General features: G+C 73.8%; 19 protein-coding genes. 8 read left to right on the top strand and 11 right to left on the bottom strand.

Going from position 1 to position 17,454, the window contains the following annotated elements; translation table 11 throughout:
- Positions 1-531 precede the first annotated feature (531 nt).
- Positions 532-732 carry a hypothetical protein gene (locus ACIGZJ_RS12980; RefSeq protein ID WP_396457231.1) on the bottom strand — a complete coding sequence of 67 codons (201 nt, stop codon included), beginning with the start codon at positions 730-732 and terminating at the stop codon, positions 532-534.
- A 311-nt stretch (positions 733-1,043) separates the two neighbouring features.
- Here ACIGZJ_RS12980 and ACIGZJ_RS12975 point away from each other — a divergent pair, with 311 nt between their 5' ends.
- From ACIGZJ_RS12975 to ACIGZJ_RS12950, 6 genes are all read left to right on the top strand, one after another.
- Positions 1,044-2,468, top strand: coding sequence for an NAD(P)/FAD-dependent oxidoreductase (locus ACIGZJ_RS12975; RefSeq protein ID WP_396457230.1), 1,425 nt, complete (start codon positions 1,044-1,046; stop codon positions 2,466-2,468).
- Positions 2,469-2,670: 202 nt separating this feature from the next.
- On the top strand, positions 2,671-3,669 hold the full coding sequence (locus ACIGZJ_RS12970; protein WP_396457229.1) for a DUF6528 family protein: 999 nt from the start codon (positions 2,671-2,673) through the stop codon (positions 3,667-3,669).
- Positions 3,670-3,947: 278 nt separating this feature from the next.
- On the top strand, positions 3,948-4,217 hold the full coding sequence (locus ACIGZJ_RS12965; RefSeq protein ID WP_392940140.1) for a hypothetical protein: 270 nt from the start codon (positions 3,948-3,950) through the stop codon (positions 4,215-4,217).
- On the top strand, positions 4,214-4,756 hold the full coding sequence (locus tag ACIGZJ_RS12960; protein ID WP_392940139.1) for an acyl-CoA thioesterase: 543 nt from the start codon (positions 4,214-4,216) through the stop codon (positions 4,754-4,756). Before ACIGZJ_RS12965 ends, ACIGZJ_RS12960 begins: the two co-directional genes overlap by 4 nt.
- Positions 4,757-4,946: 190 nt before the next feature.
- The gene (locus ACIGZJ_RS12955) at positions 4,947-5,396 is read left to right on the top strand and encodes a hypothetical protein (RefSeq protein WP_396457228.1); all 450 of its coding nucleotides are present in this window, start codon (positions 4,947-4,949) and stop codon (positions 5,394-5,396) included.
- Positions 5,393-5,974, top strand: coding sequence for a hypothetical protein (locus tag ACIGZJ_RS12950; RefSeq protein WP_396457227.1), 582 nt, complete (start codon positions 5,393-5,395; stop codon positions 5,972-5,974). Before ACIGZJ_RS12955 ends, ACIGZJ_RS12950 begins: the two co-directional genes overlap by 4 nt.
- Positions 5,975-6,116: 142 nt before the next feature.
- Here the strand turns inward: ACIGZJ_RS12950 and ACIGZJ_RS12945 are convergent, their stop codons facing one another.
- From ACIGZJ_RS12945 to ACIGZJ_RS12925, 5 genes are all read right to left on the bottom strand, one after another.
- On the bottom strand, positions 6,117-6,350 hold the full coding sequence (locus tag ACIGZJ_RS12945; protein ID WP_392940137.1) for a DUF6296 family protein: 234 nt from the start codon (positions 6,348-6,350) through the stop codon (positions 6,117-6,119).
- Between the two features lie 13 nt (positions 6,351-6,363).
- Entirely contained in the window at positions 6,364-6,756 is a 393-nt protein-coding gene (locus ACIGZJ_RS12940) for an STAS domain-containing protein (RefSeq protein WP_392940136.1), read from the bottom strand.
- Positions 6,757-6,892: 136 nt separating this feature from the next.
- Positions 6,893-7,291, bottom strand: a complete 399-nt coding sequence (locus tag ACIGZJ_RS12935; protein ID WP_396457226.1) for a DUF2267 domain-containing protein — start codon at positions 7,289-7,291, stop codon at positions 6,893-6,895.
- Between the two features lie 60 nt (positions 7,292-7,351).
- The gene (locus tag ACIGZJ_RS12930; RefSeq protein WP_396457225.1) at positions 7,352-7,756 is read right to left on the bottom strand and encodes a DUF2267 domain-containing protein; all 405 of its coding nucleotides are present in this window, start codon (positions 7,754-7,756) and stop codon (positions 7,352-7,354) included.
- Positions 7,757-7,987: 231 nt separating this feature from the next.
- Positions 7,988-8,422 carry an Hsp20/alpha crystallin family protein gene (locus ACIGZJ_RS12925; RefSeq protein WP_392940133.1) on the bottom strand — a complete coding sequence of 145 codons (435 nt, stop codon included), beginning with the start codon at positions 8,420-8,422 and terminating at the stop codon, positions 7,988-7,990.
- A 108-nt stretch (positions 8,423-8,530) separates the two neighbouring features.
- On the opposite strand from ACIGZJ_RS12925, the gene ACIGZJ_RS12920 reads away from it, so the two are divergent.
- Together ACIGZJ_RS12920 and ACIGZJ_RS12915 are read left to right on the top strand one after the other, a co-directional pair.
- A complete protein-coding gene (locus ACIGZJ_RS12920) occupies positions 8,531-9,214 on the top strand; it encodes a type III effector protein (protein WP_396457224.1) in 684 nt (227 codons plus the stop codon).
- Positions 9,189-9,437 carry a hypothetical protein gene (locus ACIGZJ_RS12915; RefSeq protein WP_396457223.1) on the top strand — a complete coding sequence of 83 codons (249 nt, stop codon included), beginning with the start codon at positions 9,189-9,191 and terminating at the stop codon, positions 9,435-9,437. The genes ACIGZJ_RS12920 and ACIGZJ_RS12915 overlap by 26 nt, the downstream gene beginning before the upstream one ends.
- Before the next feature lie 550 nt (positions 9,438-9,987).
- On the opposite strand, the gene ACIGZJ_RS12910 is transcribed toward ACIGZJ_RS12915, so the two are convergent.
- The 5 genes from ACIGZJ_RS12910 to ACIGZJ_RS12890 form a co-directional block, all read right to left on the bottom strand.
- Positions 9,988-10,938, bottom strand: coding sequence for an ROK family protein (locus tag ACIGZJ_RS12910; protein ID WP_396457222.1), 951 nt, complete (start codon positions 10,936-10,938; stop codon positions 9,988-9,990).
- 80 nt (positions 10,939-11,018) lie between these two features.
- A complete protein-coding gene (locus tag ACIGZJ_RS12905) occupies positions 11,019-14,072 on the bottom strand; it encodes an alpha-mannosidase (RefSeq protein ID WP_396457221.1) in 3,054 nt (1,017 codons plus the stop codon).
- A gap of 144 nt (positions 14,073-14,216) precedes the next feature.
- Complete coding sequence (locus tag ACIGZJ_RS12900; RefSeq protein ID WP_396457220.1) at positions 14,217-15,494, bottom strand: glycosyl hydrolase; 1,278 nt, start codon at positions 15,492-15,494, stop codon at positions 14,217-14,219.
- Positions 15,495-15,562: 68 nt separating this feature from the next.
- On the bottom strand, positions 15,563-16,510 hold the full coding sequence (locus tag ACIGZJ_RS12895) for a carbohydrate ABC transporter permease (RefSeq protein ID WP_396457219.1): 948 nt from the start codon (positions 16,508-16,510) through the stop codon (positions 15,563-15,565).
- A gap of 4 nt (positions 16,511-16,514) precedes the next feature.
- Positions 16,515-17,387: a carbohydrate ABC transporter permease gene (locus ACIGZJ_RS12890; protein ID WP_396457218.1), complete on the bottom strand. Its 873-nt coding sequence runs from the start codon at positions 17,385-17,387 to the stop codon at positions 16,515-16,517.
- Between the last annotated feature and the right edge of the window lie 67 nt (positions 17,388-17,454).

Below are 17,454 nucleotides of genomic sequence, written 5' to 3'. Positions count from 1 at the left end.
GCAGGGTATGCGGGGAGAAGCGGGTGGCACCGGACGTGCGGGCACGGCCGTGCCGTGCGGGACGCCGATCCGAGCGAGCGGATCAGCGGGTGAGCGCTCCGCGGCGACAACAGCGGCGCAGGACGCAGCAGGGGCGCAGGGCGCAGCAGGAGCGGGGACAGGCAGGGCTCTGGACACGGCGAGCGGTGGTCATCGGCCCTCCTTCCGGCTGTGCTGCGAGTGGGCTCGGCGCTCATCGTGCTGAAGGCCGGGGCCTGCTGTCAATCGCTGTTTTGCCTGGTGGACACGGGTGTTGCCGCCGTGTGTCGCCCTGTTTCGGGGGGTGGCCGGCGGGTGGCGGGAGCGCTTCGCGGCAGTGTTCGACCCGGTGGCGGGCCCGTGCGGATCGTCGACTCCCGGCGCGGGGAGACGCACGCAGGCGCCCCCGGCGGATCCCCGCCGGGGGGCGTGGCGGGGATCCGGCGCTCTCGGCGGGGATCCGCCCGCGGTCGCCGCGTGCGCGCCTCCCGCGGCGGGTGTGCCGGCCTCCCGCTACTGGCCGAGCAGTCGGGCGAAGTCGTTCCCGAGGGAGCCGAGCACGGGCAGCGCGCCGAGGTCGGTGATCCCGCCGACGGGGATGCTGTAGCCCTGGTTCGCGGCCCTGGGCGCCGATTGGGCGGTGGCGCCGGTGGCGGGCAGCAGGGCGGCGCCGAGGACCGCGGCGGTGAGGGCGGTGCGGAGCATGGTGCGCATGGGGCCTCCGGGAGGGTGTGGGACGTGCCCTGTCAACGCCCCGCCGCCCGGCGCGGTCACGTGTGGTCCAACCTTTGGCGGCATTTGCGGCTCCGGGTGGATCCGGTCCCCATCGAACCGCTCTGCACGAGCCGCTACTTGGCGTCGGTACCGGCCGAGTGCCGGCGGGTGCGGGGTGGGGTCGGGGGCGGGGCCGGGGCGGGTGCGGGCCGGGGCCGGGCGCCCTGACAGGGTGCAGCGGGCGGTGGGCGGTTCCTGGCACTGTGTCCGTGGTCGGCCGCTCGGGACGGCGGGTAGCGTCCTGGCAGATCATGGAGCGAGAGGAGATTCCGGTGAGCCGCAGCGAGCTTCCGGCCGTCAACGGTGGGGTCTCCTTCTGGTACGCCCGGACCGGGCTGCCGGAGCCCCGACCGGCACCGACGGGGGATCTGGACGTCGACGTCTGCATCGTCGGCGGCGGGTACACCGGGCTCTGGACCGCCTACCACCTGAAGAAGGCCGACCCCGGGCTGCGGGTGGCCCTGCTGGAGGCGCGGTTCTGCGGGTACGGGGCGTCGGGGCGCAACGGCGGCTGGCTGTACAACGGGTTCGCCGGGCGGAGCGCCTTCGCCCGCCGGTACGGGCGCGAGCGGGCCGCCGCGATGCAGCGGGTGATGGACGAGGCGGTCGGCGAGGTGGCCGGCACCGCCGCCGCCGAGGGCATCGACGCGGACCTCGTCCAGGGCGGGGTGCTGGAGGTGGCCCGGACGCCGGCGCAGCTGCTGCGGCTGCGGGAGTTCGCGGAGACGGAGCAGGGCTTCGGGGCGGGCAGGGTCGAGCTGCTGTCGGCCGCGCAGACCGCCGACCGGATCCGCGTCGCCGGGGCGCTCGGCGGCACCTGGACCTCGTACGGCGCCCGGATCCAGCCCGCCAAGCTGGCCCAGGGCCTGGCCCGGGTGGCGGCGGCGCTCGGGGTGCGGATCCACGAGGGGACTCCGGTCACCGAGATCCTCCCCGGCGCGCCCGGCCGGCGCCCCCGGGCCGTCACTCCGTACGGGACCGTCACCGCGGACCACGTGCTGCGGGCGACCGAGGGCTTCACCGCGGGGCTGCGCGGCGAGAAGCGGACCTGGCTGCCGATGAACTCGGCCATGATCGCCACCGAGCCGCTGCCGGCCTCGTTCTGGGCGGAGGCCGGCTGGGAGGGCCGTGAGGTGCTGGGCGACTTCGCGCACGCCTACATGTACGCCCAGCGCACCGCCGACGACCGGATCGCGCTCGGGGGGCGCGGGGTCCCGTACCGCTACGGTTCGCGCACCGACTCCGACGGCACCACCCAGCAGGCCACCGTCCGCCAGCTGCGCGAGATCCTGGACCGCTTCTTCCCGGGCGCAGCCGGGGCGCGGATCGACCACGCCTGGGCCGGCGTCCTCGGGGTGCCCCGGGACTGGTGCGCCACCGTGGAGCTCGACCGGGCCACCGGCCTCGGCTGGGCGGGCGGCTACGTCGGCAGCGGGGTCACCACCGCCAACCTGGCCGGCCGCACCCTGCGCGACCTCGTCCTCGGCCGGGACACCGAGCTCACCCGGCTGCCCTGGGTCGGCCACACCGTCCGCCGCTGGGAGCCGGAGCCGCTGCGCTGGCTCGGCGTGCACGCCCTGTACGCCGTCTACCACGCGGCCGACCGCCAGGAGGCGGGCGGCCGGGCCACCACCTCGCCGCTCGCCCGCCTCGCGGACCGGATCTCCGGGCGCTGACCCCGGCCGCCCCTCGCGGTGCCGGGGCGGGCGCAGCCGCCGCCCTGGTACGGGTGCTGACGCAGGGACGGACGGGACCCGCGACCGCGGGCGCCCCTCGACCGTCCGGCCCCTCCCCACTGGCACGACCGCCCGCCACGCCGCACGGTGGAGCGGGCGGCCGTGCCGACGGGCGCGGCCGGAGGGCAGAGGGGTGGTCGTGGTGCGAACGCGGCGAGCCGTACTGGTGGGTCTGGCCGGGCTCGCGCTCTGCGGAGCGGCCGGTACGACGGGTGTGACCGGCGTGACGGGCACGGCCCTGGCCGCCCGGCCCGGGGGACCGGTCGTGGTGGTCGACCAGGCCTCCCGCCGGATCCTCGTGCTGCAGAGCGCGGGGGAGCTGATGCGCTACCAGGGGCCGGACCGCCTCCCGGTGGTGTGGTCCTGGAGCGCGGACCGGGAGCCCGGGCTGGCGGACCTCGAACCCGCCCGGACCTGGTCGATGCCGGACGAGGCCAAGAGCCGGGTCCACCAGGGCCGCCGCTACCTGCTGACCACCGCATCCGGCGGCCTGGCGGCCGTCGTCGACACCGCGACGGGCTCGCCGTACTGGGCCGCCGACACCGGGAGCGGCGCCAACCCGCACAGCCTGGAGCTGCTCCCGGACGGCAACGTGGCCGTCGCCGCCAGCGGCGGGGGCTGGGTCCGGCTCTACACCGCCTCGCAGGGGCCGCGAAGCACCGCCTACGCGGCCTATCCGCTCCCCGGCGCCCACGGGGTGCACTGGGACCGGCGCACCGGGCTGCTCTGGGCCCTCGGCGACCGGGTGCTGGCCGCCCTGCGGGTGGACGGCACGGCGGCCGTGCCGGTGCTCACGCCCGTCCGGACCGTCCCGCTGCCGGAGGCCGAGGGGCACGACCTGGCGCCCGTGCTGGCCGAACCCGGCCGGTTCTGGGTGAGCACGGCCGCGCACCTGTGGCGGTTCGACCCGGCGGCGGACCGGTTCGACCCCGTCCGGTTCGCCACCGAGGGCGCCGCGCGGGGCATCAAGAGCATCGGCGACGAGCCCGGCACCGGCCGCCTGCTCACCACCGCCCCCGACCACGCCGGGCCCTGCAGCTGGTGCACCTCGGTGCTCACCCTCCACCGCCCGGAGGGCACCCGCCTGCTGACCGGGGCGCACCTCTACAAGGCGCGCTGGTGGACGGGCCGCCCGGGCTGACCGGGGCCTCCCCAGGGCCCCGCGCGAAAGGCATTCGGATGATGCGGCAGATTTTATGCCCCGGCAAACTACTCCAATGGTGGTCAGTTTCCCGCTGGCTTCCCCAAACATTCGGCCCGCCGCCCGCGCTGGGATAGCGTCCATAGCGCCGGGGGGTAGCGAACCGCTCTGGTCAATTCGAACACACCTGACCGGGCCGTATCTGTTTCGGGAGAAAAAACGTGCGAAATTGCCTTTCGGAAATCCGGCCGGGTACCGCGGACGATCTGCAGCTCGCTGTGGACTCGCTCGCGGCATTCCCGGCCCGGGGCGGGACGCGGGGTGCCGACGTCCCCGAGCGCCTGGCGGCGGTCGCCGAGCTCTGCCGGGCCGTCGACGGCGTGCTCGACAGCCTGGTCGTGCAGGCCGCCGCCGAGGCCGCCGAGGAGGGCTGGACGGCGGCCCGGATGGCGTCCGAACACGCCGTCTACTACGCCCGGTTGCAGCGGGCGCTGCTGCCCGTTGCGGCAGCCGCCGGGATGGGCGACTCCGGGCTGAAGAAGCGGTGAGCGCGCCGCACTCGAACGCGCACGTCCTGGCCTGCCCCACTCGCTGGAGCGACGTCGACGAGAACGGGCACATCAACAACGCCCGGCTGGTCTCCTACGTCCAGGAGGGGATTTACGACCTGTTCTGCCACCATGCGGAGGCCGTCCGGGAATCCCTTTTTCCGTCCGGATTCCTGATCGCCCGTCATGAGATCGATTACCTGGAGCAGTTGCACCACCAGCCGGAGCCGCTGCTGGTGCGGCTGACGGTGGAGCAGCTGGGGCGCAGTTCGGCCCATGTCGTGGTGAATGTCTGCCGTGATCCGCTGACCTATATGCGGGCGCGCACCGTGGTGGTCGCCCGGGATCGCGAATCCGGGCGCTCCCGCAAACTCAGCCAGACCGAGCGGCGGTTTCTCTCCTCGTTCCTGCCGAGAGAGGGGTCGGTCGAGCCGTTGTCCTCGGCCCCGCCGCAGCGGGTGCCGGTGAAGGCCGCGCGCGGCAAGGCGCCGGTCCCGTCCTACCGTGCGCGCAGACGCTGCCGCGCCTCGGCGCGCTGACCGGACGGATTCCGGTGCCGACGCCCCGGCCGCGGCCGGATGCCGCAGTCGGGTGAAGGAGAGTGGGGCGGGACCGGTGGGCCGTGACAGACACGATCCAGACCGGTCCCGCCCCGAGCCAGGAGCCGCCTCCGCGCCGGGCCCGCTCCGCTCGGACAGGACCTGGCCAGTGGTCGTCGGGGAAGTCGGCATGGACACCGCGCCGGCACCGGGCGCGGCCATCAACGCCTGCATCGACGACGCCGGCGGCAGGCCGTGCGTCCTCGATCTGACTAGCATCGCGGCGGAGGGCCGGCTGGAGGCTTCGGGGAGGCGGGTGAACTCCTCGATGAGGCGGCGGGTGACGCCCGGGGCGATCTCCGGAGCCCGGGTTCGGTTGGCCGGGACCTGCGAGGACCTGATCGCCGAGCACTACCGCATCGTCGGTCCACGCCGTGCAGCGTCCTCGCTCCCCCCACACCTGTCGGTCGTGCAGGAGGACCACACCGACTACCAGAGCGCATTCCTCGTCAGGACCACCGAGCCACTGCCGGAGGGGGACTGGCAGGCCGAGCACCCCGACCTCGAAGACCTGGTCCTCGCCTACCTGGACCGCGACCGGCAGGCGCACAACCCGCATGACCTGGAGGGCCTCCGGTGATCTGGGTGACCTGGCGTCAGTTCCGTACGCAGGCGATCGCCGGCGCCCCTGCTCTTGCCGCCGCCGCGGTCTACCTCCTGGTGCTCGGCCTGAGCATCCACAGTGACTACGACCGCAGCCTGGCGGGTTGCATCGCCACAGGCTGCGCGCCCGGCCTCGTCTCGGGCTTCGCGGACAAGTACTCCACTGTCGTCATGCTCACGGATCTGGCCCTGATGACCGTCCCTGGCCTGCTCGGTGCCTTCTGGGGAGCACCATTGATCAGCGGGGAGCTGGCAGCCGGAACGCACCGGCTGGCCTGGCACCAGAGCGTCACCCGAAGCCGGTGGCTGACGGTGAAGCTGCTGACCATCGGCCTCGGCGCGGTGGCCCTGACAGGACTGCTCGATCTGCTGATGTCCTGGGGCGCGAGCCAGTACGACACGGTCAAGGCCGCCAAGTTCTCCGCGCTGGTCCGGAAGGCACGACTCACGCCCACCGAAAGGCGCACGGGCGGTCGGGGCCGTTGTGCCGCTACCACTCAGGCCCGAAGCAGGTCGGCGGCGTGCTCTGCCAGCAGCGGCAGGAGGACAGAGTAGGGCGAGCGGGGCTTGTCTCGTCGGAGCCGGTTGGCGAGGTGGATGGCCGCGGGGATGACGGCGAGGTAGCGGGTTCCACCTGTCCAACCATTCTGCGTGTGCAGGAGTCGGGTGCGGGGATGATGATCCGCGTGATGCCCTGTTAGGGCAGCGGCACGGCGTGAAGGCAGGCGTGCTGGCCGGGCCCCGGTAGTGCGGTGAGCGGCCTCGCCGCCTCTCCTTCGATCGCGACGCGGAAGGTGCCCTCCTCATCCGCGTATACCGGCACACCGGCAGCGGTGGACTCGCCGGTGGGGTGGACGACGACGACCTCGGTCGGCCCGTGTCGGCCGGGCGGGCCGGGCAGGGTGACCGCGTAGCGCCGGGGTCGGTCCATCGGTCGCCTCACCTCATCCGGCGTCGGCCAACGCGGCGTGGACGCTGTCGTGGATGGTCAGTACCTCGTTGGCGCCGGTGATCTCCAGTAGTCGTCTGGTCTGGGAGGTGGGTGCGGCCAGCACGAGGGGAATGCCGGCGGCGCGGGCGGCGATCCGGGTCTTGAGGAGCGCGTTGAGACAGGTGGAGTCGCAGAAGCTCAGGCCGACGAGGTCGACGACCAGCCGGGGCGGTCGCTCGGCCACGGCACGCTCGAGCGCGCTCTCCAGCCGCTGACGCTGGTCGTGGTCGACTTCGCCGTGCAGGCGGAGGACCTGGGCGGTGCCTCGAATGGTCGTGGTGGTGATCCGCAGCAGCGGCGCGGGGACACCGGTGTTCTCGAAGCGTGTGCCGTGCCGGGGGGACATGGGGGGCTCCCTTCCAGCCCGGGAAAGGCGTCTGCACACGAGCCTGTCCCAGGTCGGCGCCCTCGTCCAAGAGGCTGCGTCGCCGAAAGCGAAGGCCCGGCCCGGGCAGTGCTCCCCCCGGGAGGGGCCCGCCGCTTCAGGCGGCGGCGGCCAGGTCGGCGCGGCCGAACAGCAGAGCGTAGCCGCGGGGCAGGTGGGCGAGGAGGCGGTCGGTGAGGTTGTCGTCGGTGAGGGTGGTGAGGGCGGCCAGGACGGAGGAGGCGTCCCAGCGGGCGGCGGTGAGGCTGGTGCCCAGGGTGTGGGCGAGGGTGTCGACGAAGGCGGGGGCGGCGACGGGACGTGGCAGGGGGATCTGGGCGGCGAGGACGGCGCGCGCCCGTTCGGGCAGGACTGCGGCGAGGTCGCAGCGTTCGTCGCCGGTGAGCTGGGCGCCGAGGAGGGCCAGGACGGCGTCAAGGACTCGTTCGGCGTCCTCGTCGGCGGTGTAGCGGCCGAGGTTGCGGACCTGCTGGAGAAGGTGGCGGTAGCGGGTCATGACCGTGGGGCCTTCCAGGAGCTGGCCGCCGGTGGTCCAGCGGCGGCGTGAGGTGGGTGGTCAGGGGCGTGTCCCTGCGGTCGGCCGGCCGAACAGCAGGTCGTAGCCGGGCGGCAGCTGGAGCAGGACGCGCCCGGTGAGATCGTCGCCCGCGGCGTCGGCCACCGTGGACAGGACGGCGCCGATGTCCCACAGGGCCGTGGCTTCGGTGGCGCCCTCGATCCAGGCCGCGGTCGCGCGCACGAACCGTTCCGGACTGAGTGGCTCGGCGGCCTGCAAGGGGTTGAGCAGGATCAGGGCCACGGTCTCCGGCAAGCGGGCGGCCAGTTCCGCGCGCACGTCGCCGACCAGGTGGGCGCCGAGCAGGGCCAGGACGACCCGGGCGGTCCGCTCGGCCTCCTGTGGGGTGTCGTACTCACCGCGCTCCCGGACCTCTTCCAGGAACGCCTCCCATCGAAGAGTCACTGCGGTTCTCCCTCCGTCCCCAGGTCCGGCGCGACCGTGCCCGGTCAGGGCTCGACGGCCAAGCGCCGGTGCAGACCGGTGAGCTCAAGCAGCCGCACGACGGCGTCTGCGCGTCGCCGCCGCGGGTGGGCCGGCCTGGGCGGAGGCGGCCGGCGGTCGGGGGTGTTCCGGCCGCCCCTTTCGATCGAGGGGGGAGAGATCAGGGGCGGCCGGAACGGCATCGGGGGTTGGTCAGGCCCGGATCTGCTTGCGGTCGCCGCTGCGGCTGATCGCGATCTTGCGGGGCTTGGCCTTCTCCGCGACCGGGATGCGCAGGGTCAGCACGCCGGCGTCGTAGTCGGCGCTGATCCCGGCGGGGTCGAGGGTGTCGGAGAGCATCACCTGCCGGGAGAACACACCCAGCGGGCGCTCGGACAGCTCCCACTTCACGTCGTCGCCCTGGTGGCGGGGGCGGCGTTCGGCCTTGACGGTCAGCATGTTCCGTTCGACGTCGATGTCGATCGCGTCCGGGTCCACCCCGGGCAGGTCGAAGCAGATCACGTACTCGTCGCCCACCCGGCAGGCATCCAGTGGCATCGGGGCCGGCCGGGACCAGGTGCCGTTCGTGCCCAGGAACTGCTGGGTCAGACGGTCCAGCTCGCGGAACGGGTCAGTGCGCATCAGCATCGCGAAACACCTCCACAGATCGATGGGAGCCAGTGCGCTTCACCTGACACCTTTGTAGCGCGTCATCCATCCGATGACAAGTCGCTGTGTCGCCTATAGAGTGACTTCATGAGTGAAGAGCCCCGCAGCTCCGCCGCCGGCCCTCCCCAGCCGGTCGAGCCCGCCTCGTTCCTGGCGGCCGCAGCAGCACTGGCCGCCATCGACGACGCCGTCCGCACCGCCCAGAACCCCGCGTCCCAGCCCCCGACCGCCCCTGACCAGGAAGGCCCCGAGCAAGCCCTGGCCGCCCTGATTCTGCTGCGTGAACTGCGAACGCGGCTCGCCGGGTGGGAAGCCTGCCTGGTGGAGAGCGCCCGGGACGCCGGCGCCACCTGGGCCGACCTCGCCCGGCCCATGGGCGTCGCCAGCCGCCAGGCCGCCGAGAACCGCTACCTGCGCCTCAAGCCCGCCGCCGGCAAGACACGGGCCGGTACCGGTGCGGAACGCGTCAAGGCCGTCCGAGACCGGCGGGCCGCCGACCGAACGGTCACCACCTGGGCCCGCGACAACGCCGCCGAGCTACGGGTCCTCGCCGCCCAGATCACCATGACCGCACTCGCCCCCGGCGCCCGCCCCGCCCAGGTCGCCCTGACCGCCGCGCTCGGCGCCACCGACCCCGCCGACCTCATAGCGCCCCTCGCCGCCATCCGCCCCCACCTCGCCACCGGCCAGGGCGACCTCGCCACCCGCCTCGACGCCCTCACCCACCACACCACCCAGCTCCGCGATGACAGCGACCGACGCCGCGCCTGACCCTGTCGCCGAGGCCGAAAGGCGCTGGCAGGACCTCCTGGACCGGATCCACGACCTCGAAGCACGAGTTGTTGCCACCACGAGCACCGTCACCACCGCCCTCGACCACCACCTCGCTCGACTCGACGCCCTGCGCCACCAGCTCGCCCACCCCGACTGGCCACTGTCCGCCCCCGATCCGGGCAGCCCTCAGACCACACCCGCGAACAACCGGTCGACCTGACAGGGCCGGGAGCCGCCTGGCGCCGGGCCGGACACCGCATCGAGCTGCTGGTCATGGACGTCCGCGCGGCCGACAGCCGCCAGGGCACCGCCCTGCGCTACGCCGAGGCCAGCCGGAGCGGAACCCCTGCCGGGCCGGTTCACCACCGCCGACGGGCACGACCGCTGCCTGGCCGCGGTGCTGGACTGCGTCCAGGCCGTGGAAGAGCAGCGCCTGGTGGACCACCTCAGTGTGGTGCGGCGCGACGGCGCCGCCGTCTTCCGCAACACACTCGGCCCCGACGGCCGGTGGACCGGGCCGGCCGGTGCCGCGGCTGCTGCCGATGCGCATCGACCTCGCCGCCCAGCTGCTCACCGGCCTCGACCCGCGCGCCACGACCCTCACCACCCGCATCGCCGCGCTGGTCCGCGATGCCGGCACCGCAGGTTTCCCGGACCGCGCGAGCGTCCTCGGCGCGGAGATCCGCACCGCCGGCGTGCGCGCCGCCCAGGCCACCCCGGCCCTCGCCAGGTGCTTCCAGCACGCCGTCCTCGGCGACGACGACGAGGGCCTAGCCGCCGAGGGCCGTGGCGGCGACGGCCGCCGCGCCGATCAGGCCCGCGTCCGTGCCGAGTTCGGCGCGCCGGACGTCCAGGCCGCGGACGTACGGCAGCGCCGCGTACCGGTCGAGGTGGCGGGCGAGCGGGGTGAACAGCACCTCGCCCGACTCGGCGACGCCGCCGCCGATAACGACCCGGCCGAGGTCGACCAGGGCGGCGGTGGCGGCGATCCCGGCGGCCAGGGCCTGGGCCGCCCGGTCGTACGCCGCGAGTGCGACCTGGTCGCCGGCCACCGCGTCCGCCGCGACGGCCCGGGCCGAGGCGTCGGCGCCCGCGGGCCGCCAGCCCCGGTCCAGGGCGTACCGGGCGATCGCCGTCCCGCTGGCGATGCCCTCCAGGCAGCCGCGCGAGCCGCACGGGCAGGGCTCGCCGTCCAGCTCCACGCAGATGTGGCCGAGGTGGCCGGCGTTGCCGCTCGGGCCGGGCCGTACCGCGCCGTCCAGGACCAGCCCGGCGCCGACCCCGGTGGAGACGACCAGGCAGAGCGCGTTCTCGGCGCCGCGCGCCGCACCGCGCCAGTGCTCGGCGGCCGCCATGGCGACCCCGTCCCCGGCTAGTGCGACCGGTATCCGGTGCGCCAGGGCCGGGTGCGCGGCGACCGAGGCGGTCAGCGGGAAGGCCCGCCACGCGGGGATGTTCACCGGGCTGACGGTGCCGTGCACCAGGTCCACCGGACCGGCGCTGCCGATGCCGACCGCGCCCACCTCCGCCCAGTCCGGGTGCGCCGAGAGCCGGTCGAGCACCTGGTGCACCACGCCGACCACCACCTCCGCCGACTCCCGGGCCGGGGTGGGCAGCTGGAGGCGGTGCCGGAGCTCCCCGCGGTCGTCGACCAGCGCGCCGGCGATCTTGGTGCCGCCGATGTCGACGGCGGCGAACAGCGGGGAGGCGGACACGGTCATCGCGGGGGCTCCAGAGGGGGAGGGAGGGACGGGATGCGGCGCCCCGGGGATCCCGGGGCGCCGCACGGTGAGCATGAGCGTCAGACGGTCGCGCCACCGGGGGTCAGCCGCAGGGTGACCAGCTCGAACGGCCGAAGTCCGAGCTCGACGCCGTCCTCGGCCGCCACGACCTCGCCGCGCGTGCCGTCCCACGGCCGCTCCAGCAGGTCGCACGGTACCGCGCCGGCCAGCGGGAAGGACGGAACGAGCCGGCCCCGGGCGCGGCCGCCGTGCGCCTCGTACACGCGCACGACCACGTCCCCGCTGCCGTCGTCGGCCAGCTTGACGGCGCTGACCACCAGCGCGTCGTTGTCCACCGCCACCAGCGGCGGCACCGACTCGGCGCTGCCGGTGACCCGCCGCTCGGGCAGGCTGATCCGGTAGCCCTCGCGGACGGCGTCGCCGATCGCCGCCCCCGGCACCAGCGCGTGCCGGAACCGGTGCAGCCCCTGGTCGGTCTGCGGGTCGGGGAAGCGCGGCGCGCGCAGCAGCGAGAACCGGACCGTCGTGGTCGTCCCGCCGTCCTGCTCCCGCACCGCGCGCGTCACGTCGTGCCCGTACGTGGAGGCGGTGACCAGCGCGACGCCCCAGCCGGGTTCCTCCAGGTGCACGAAGCGGTGGTTGCACGCCTCGAACTTGGCCGCCTCCCAACTGGTGTTGGTGTGGGTCGGCCGGTACAGGTGGCCGAACTGGGTCTCGGCGGCGTACCGCTCGGTGTGCACGTCCAGCGGGAACGCGGCCTTGAGGAACTTCTCCGTCTCGTGCCAGTCCACCTCGGTGTCGATGTCGAGGCGCTTGGCGCCCGCGCGCAGCGTCAGCGTCTGGACGACCGTGGACGAGCCGAAGGAGCGCGCCACCCGCACCGCCACCTCGTCCACCGAGGAGGCCGCCACCGCGACCTCGTCCGCCGCGGTCAGATCGGTGACGGTGTTGCGGTAGAACTGGTCGACGTCCCAGGCGTCCCACATGTTCGGGAAGTCGGGATGCAGTTGGAGCAGGTTGGCCCGGGTACCGGGCGCGACGGTCTCCCGGCCGTCCGCCAGGTCGACCACCGAGACCACCAGGCCGTCGCCGTCCACGGTGACGTCCAGCAGCCCGTTGCCGAGCACGAACCCGCCCTGCGGCCGCGCCGTCACCGCACAGCCCGCCACCGCGGGGCCGGCCGGCCCCGCCCCGCCCGCGGGCACCGTCGAGCGGCTGTGCGGCGCCGCGTTGAACAGCAGCTCGCGCCCGCCCGCCGCGTCCCCCGCCAGGGCCTGCTGCGCCCGGTCGATCAGCGCGTCCAGCTCCGCGGCGACGCCCGCGTAGGTCTGCTCCGCCTCCCGGTGCACCCAGGCGATCGACGAGCCCGGCAGGATGTCGTGGAACTGGTGCAGCAGCACCGTCTTCCAGATCCGGTCGAGCTCCTCGTACGGGTAGGCCAGCCCGGTGCGCAACGCGGCGGTGGCACACCACAGTTCGGCCTCGCGCAGCAGGTTCTCGCTGCGGCGGTTGCCCTGCTTGGTCCTGGCCTGGCTGGTCAGCGTGGCCCGGTGCAGCTCCAGGTACAACTCGCCGACCCAGACCGGCGGCTGCGGGTACTCGGCCTGCGCCTTCTCGAAGAACTCGGCGGGCCGCTCCCACACCACGGTGGCCGAGCCCTCCAGGTTGCGCAGCCGGGCCGCCTTGGCGACCATCTCGCGGGTCGTGCCGCCGCCGCCGTCGCCCCAGCCGGTCGGTGCGATGGAGTGCCGGGCGACGCCCTTGTCCTTGAAGTTCCGCGCGGCGTGCGCGATCTCGCTGCCCTTCATCGAGCAGTTGTAGGTGTCGATCGGCGGGAAGTGCGTGAAGATCCGGGTGCCGTCGATGCCCTCCCACAGGAAGGTGTGGTGCGGGAACCTGTTCACCTGGCTCCACGAGATCTTCTGCGTCAGCAGCCACTTGGAGCCGGCGTTGCGGATGATCTGCGGCAGCCCGCCGGTGAAGCCGAAGGTGTCCGGCAGCCAGGCCTCCTGGTTCTCGACGCCGAACTCCTCCAGGAAGAACCGCTTTCCGTGGACGAACTGGCGGGCCATCGCCTCCGAGCCCGGCATGTTGGTGTCGGACTCCACCCACATGCCGCCGGCCGGCACGAACCGGCCCTCGGCGACGGCCTTCTTCACCCGGGCGTACACCTCCGGCCGGTGCTCCTTGATCCAGGCGTACTGCTGCGCCTGGGACATGGTGTAGACGAAGTCCGGCTCGTCCTCCAGCAGCGCCGTCATGTTGGCGGTGGTCCGGGCGACCTTGCGGACCGTCTCGCGCAGCGGCCACAGCCAGGCCGAGTCGATGTGCGCGTGGCCGACCGCGCTGATCCGGTGCGCGGACGGCGCGGCGGGCGCCGCCAGCACCTCGGCGAGCTGCGAACGGGCCGCGGCGGCGGTGCCGTTGACGTCCTGCAGGTCGACCGCGTCCAGCGCCCGCTCGACGGCGCGCAGCACGTCCCAGCGGCGGGCGCCGTCGACCGGCAGCTCCGCCATCAGCTCGCCGAGCACCTCCAGGTCCATGACGAGCTGCCAGACCGTCTCGTCGAAGACCGCGAGGTCCATTCGCTCCAGCTTGTACTGCGGCTGGTCGCCGGCGGTCTCCCGGTCGCCCAGGGTGGTCGGCAGGAAGGGGTGGTAGTCCAGGATGACCGGGTTGGACGCCGCCTCGACGTGCAGCTCGACCCGCTCGCCGCCGGCCGCCGGGGCGGCGATCCGCACCCACTGGTTCTGCGGGTTGAGGCCCTTCACCGGGGTGCCGTCCGGGCGGTAGACCAGGCCCTCGCACTGGAAGCCGGGCATGTTGGCGTCGAAGCCGAGGTCGATCAGCGCCTCGACCGTCCGCCCGGCCCAGGCCTCGGGCACGGTGCCGGTCACGGTGATCCAGCTGGTGCCCCACGGCGCGCCCCAGGCCTCGCCGACGGCGATCGGGGTGCGGGGGGCGGCCAGGCCCTCGGCGACCGGGACGGGCTCGCCGGGCGCCGTCCAGATGCCGACCTCCAGAGGGACGGACTCGGGGTGGATCGCCGGGCGGATGCGCTCGTCGAGGACGCGCTTGAGACGGGACTCGACGAGGGTGCGGTCATCGTGCATGTCGGCAGGCTCCGTTGCATGGCTGAGGGTGTGTGACTGGCGGTGCGTGACACGGGTTGGGCCCTGCGGGGCGGGACGACGGCGGACGGAGGCAGTGGTCAGCGTACGTCGTCCGGGTGGGCGGGTCGCGGCCGGAGGCGGTGGTCAGGGTACGTCGTCGGGGTGGACGACCTCGGTGATGCCCCGGGCCGCCAGCCGGGCCGGATCGGCGGCGTGCTCGGCGAGCACCGCGGTCGGCCGGGCGCCGGCCTCGGTGAGCCGCATGAACGCCTCGAACACGGCGCCGCCCGGGCCGCAGACCGAGCGCTTGGGCGAGGCGACGGCGTCACCGGTGTCGACCACCAGCGCCGTGGTGCGCGGGCGCGGCGCCCGCCAACCGGTGCGCAGCTCCTCGACGGCGGCGGCGATCCGGGCGCCGGCGGGCTTGACCCGGCGGTCGGTGGTGAGCAGGCCGAGGCTGTACTCCAGCTCGGGGAAGTCCGCCAGCGAGCGGTCCACGTCGTGCGAGCACCACCAGGTGACGCCCCACAGGTCGGGGCAGTCCAGCACGGCGGCGACCGTGTCGCCGGTGAACCGGGCGGCGTCCTCGGCGGTGATGTGCGGGGCCGGCGCGCCGACCTCCTGCAGCCAGACCGGGCGGTGCGGCTCGGCCGCCCAGGCCTTGGACAGCTCGACCAGGTAGGCGGCGTGCTGCGCCGTCGCGGTGGAGTGGGCGCCGTAGCGCTGGGCGGTGCCGTTGAACACCCAGGAGTGGACGGCGGTGGCGGCGCCGATCCGGGCCGAGTGCCAGGGGGTGAACGGGTGCTCGTCCAGGTACCAGGCGGCGTCGTAGGAGGCGTGCAGGTTGAGCCGGCCGGGCGCGCCCTCCTCGCAGGCGGCGAGCATCCGGCGCAGCCAGGCCTCGGCCTGCTCGGGGGTGACCCGGTCCGGGTCGGGGTGCGGGTCGCCGGAGAACTGGTTGATCTCGTTGCCGACCGTCATCCCGAGGAAGTTGGGCCGGCCGTCCAGCGCGGCGGCCAGGGTGCGCAGGTAGGCGGCCTGGCCGTCGACCACGTCCGGGTCGGTGAAGATGTTGCGCCGGTGCCAGGTCTGCGTCCACGAGGGCTGGAAGTCGAAGCTCGACAGGTGGCCCTGGAGGCCGTCCACCGAGACGTCCAGCCCGCGCTCGCCGGCCGCGTCCACCAGTGCGGCCAGCTGTTCGACGGCGCGCGGGCGGATCAGGGTGCGGTTGGGCTGGAACAGCGGCCAGAGCGGGAAGACCCGGACGTGGTCCAGGCCGAGCGCCGCGACCGAGTCCAGATCGGCCCGGACGGCGTCCAGGTCGAAGTCGAGCCAGTGGTGGAACCAGCCGGCGGTGGGCGTGTAGTTGACGCCGAAGCGCGGGGCGGGGGCGTCCGGGGTGCGGTCCTGGTCGGCGGTCATGCTCGGTCGGCTTCCTCGGTGAGAGCGGCCGTCGCGGGGTTCGGCGACGGGTCGGGCTGGTCCGGCGGTCACCCCTTGACGGCCCCCTCCTCCACGCCCCGGAAGAAGAACCGCTGGCAGACGCCGAACACCACGACGATCGGCAGGAAGGCGATCATGGTGCCGGCCGCGATCAGCCGGGGGTTGGCGGAGAAGGTGCCGTTGAGGTACTGGAGCCCGACGGTGAGGGTGTACTTCTGCGGGTCGTTGAGCACGATCAGCGGCCAGAGGAAGTCGTCCCAGGCGCCGATGAAGGTGAAGATCACGATCACGCTGAGCATGCCGCGCACGTTCGGCAGGCCGACGTGCCACAGCCGCTGCCAGACGTTGGCGCCGTCCACCAGGGCGGCCTGGTCGAGCTCGGGCGGCACCGCCGCGAAGGCGGTGCGCATCAGCAGCACGTTCAGCATGGCGATCGCGCCGGGCAGGGCGACGCCGGTCAGCGTGTCGGCCAGGCCCAGGCTGCGCACGGTCACGTACTGGGAGACGATCGTGACCTCGCCGGGCAGTACCAGGGTCGCCAGGAAGAGACCGAACACCAGCCGGGCGCCGCGGAATCGCAGCTTGGCGAGGGCGTAGCCGGCCAGGGTGGTGCCGACCACGTTGCCGAAGATCGCGATCGCGGCCACCACCAGCGAGTTGCCGGCGTAGGCCCAGACCGGGATGGTGTCGGCGACCTTGCCGTAGTTGGCGAAGGTCGGGTCCTCGGGGACGAAGCTCGGGCTGAGGGTGAAGACGTCCTCGTCCGGGCCCTTCAGCGAGGTGGAGAGCTGCCAGAGGAACGGGCCGATCACCAGCAGCAGCACGACCAGCAACAGCAGGTAGCGCAGTGCGACCTGGGCGGGGGAGGGGGAGTTGAAGCTCCGGGTACGGCGGGTGGACCGGGCCGGTGCGGCCCGGTCGGGCGGTGCGGGCGGGCCGGGCTGCGGTGCGGTGGCGGTGGCGGTGGGGCCGGTCGGGGCGGCGGGTCGGGTCACGGGGTCAGTCCGCCTTCCGGTTCAGGCGCATCAGCAGCAGCATCGGGCCGAGGGTGATGACGAACAGCAGCAGGCTGAGCGCGGAGGCGTAGCCGAGGTGGCCGGTGAAGCCGCGGCTGTACATCTGGATCAGCATCACCACCGACATGTCCCGGCCGCCGGGCCCGCCGGTGCCGTTGGAGAGCACGTACAGCTCGGCGAAGACGCGCAGCGAGGAGACCGAGATCAGCACCGAGATCAGCGCCATGGTGGGCCGCACCCCGGGCAGGGTGACGTGCCGGAACCGGCGCCAGGCGCTCGCGCCGTCCACGGCGGCGGCCTCGTGCAGTTCGCGGCCGACGTTGGCCAGGGCGGACAGGTAGATCACCATGTAGTAGCCGAGGCCCTTCCAGGTGGTCAGGGCGATCGAGCTGAGCAGCAGCAGCCAGCGGTCGGTCAGGAAGGCGACCGGGGAGTCGGCCAGTCCGGTCTGCTGGAGCAGGCCGTTGACCAGGCCGCGGTCGTCCAGGACCCAGCCCCAGATCAGCGCCACCACCACGGCGGAGGCGATCACCGGGGTGTAGAAGGCGGTGCGGAAGAAGGTGATGCCGGGCAGCTTGCGCTGGACCAGCAGGGCGAGCAGCAGCGGCAGGACGGTCAGCAGGGGCAGGCAGATCAGCAGGTAGACGACGCTGTTGAGCAGGGCGTCGGCCAACTGCTCGTCGCTGAACACGCGTTCGTAGTTGTCGAGGCCGGTGAACCGCCCGCCGCCCAGCGGCTTGGCGTTGGTGAACGACAGGATCACCGTGTTGAGCGTCGGCCAGAGGTTGAAGACGACCAGCCAGATGATCGCGGGCCCGGCGAGCAGCCAGGGGGTGAACCAACGCCGGTGGGTCATGCCGTTGCCTTCCTGGGGGCGGTGCGGGTCGTTCCCGGTGGGCGGCGGCCCCTGGGTCCGGACAGGG

The sequence above is a fragment of the Kitasatospora sp. NPDC052868 genome, from assembly GCF_044547105.1.
Taxonomy (GTDB): domain Bacteria; phylum Actinomycetota; class Actinomycetes; order Streptomycetales; family Streptomycetaceae; genus Kitasatospora.
The sequence above is the reverse complement of the archived record's forward strand: the minus strand, read 5'-3'. Positions and strand labels throughout refer to the sequence as shown.

What these genes read in the sequence shown, in the direction of transcription:
- ACIGZJ_RS12925 (WP_392940133.1), bottom strand. Translation starts at nt 8,422, where the DNA reads ATGCTGATGCGCACTGACCCGTTCCGCGAGCTGGACCGTCTGACCCAG.
- ACIGZJ_RS12940 (WP_392940136.1), bottom strand. Translation starts at nt 6,756, where the DNA reads ATGTCCCCCCGGCACGGCACACGCTTCGAGAACACCGGTGTCCCCGCG.
- ACIGZJ_RS12975 (WP_396457230.1), top strand. Translation starts at nt 1,044, where the DNA reads ATGGAGCGAGAGGAGATTCCGGTGAGCCGCAGCGAGCTTCCGGCCGTC.
- ACIGZJ_RS12900 (WP_396457220.1), bottom strand. Translation starts at nt 15,494, where the DNA reads ATGACCGCCGACCAGGACCGCACCCCGGACGCCCCCGCCCCGCGCTTC.
- ACIGZJ_RS12945 (WP_392940137.1), bottom strand. Translation starts at nt 6,350, where the DNA reads ATGGACCGACCCCGGCGCTACGCGGTCACCCTGCCCGGCCCGCCCGGC.
- ACIGZJ_RS12935 (WP_396457226.1), bottom strand. Translation starts at nt 7,291, where the DNA reads ATGACCCGCTACCGCCACCTTCTCCAGCAGGTCCGCAACCTCGGCCGC.
- ACIGZJ_RS12915 (WP_396457223.1), top strand. Translation starts at nt 9,189, where the DNA reads ATGACAGCGACCGACGCCGCGCCTGACCCTGTCGCCGAGGCCGAAAGG.
- ACIGZJ_RS12980 (WP_396457231.1), bottom strand. Translation starts at nt 732, where the DNA reads ATGCGCACCATGCTCCGCACCGCCCTCACCGCCGCGGTCCTCGGCGCC.
- ACIGZJ_RS12905 (WP_396457221.1), bottom strand. Translation starts at nt 14,072, where the DNA reads ATGCACGATGACCGCACCCTCGTCGAGTCCCGTCTCAAGCGCGTCCTC.
- ACIGZJ_RS12920 (WP_396457224.1), top strand. Translation starts at nt 8,531, where the DNA reads ATGAGTGAAGAGCCCCGCAGCTCCGCCGCCGGCCCTCCCCAGCCGGTC.
- ACIGZJ_RS12890 (WP_396457218.1), bottom strand. Translation starts at nt 17,387, where the DNA reads ATGACCCACCGGCGTTGGTTCACCCCCTGGCTGCTCGCCGGGCCCGCG.
- ACIGZJ_RS12955 (WP_396457228.1), top strand. Translation starts at nt 4,947, where the DNA reads ATGGACACCGCGCCGGCACCGGGCGCGGCCATCAACGCCTGCATCGAC.
- ACIGZJ_RS12910 (WP_396457222.1), bottom strand. Translation starts at nt 10,938, where the DNA reads ATGACCGTGTCCGCCTCCCCGCTGTTCGCCGCCGTCGACATCGGCGGC.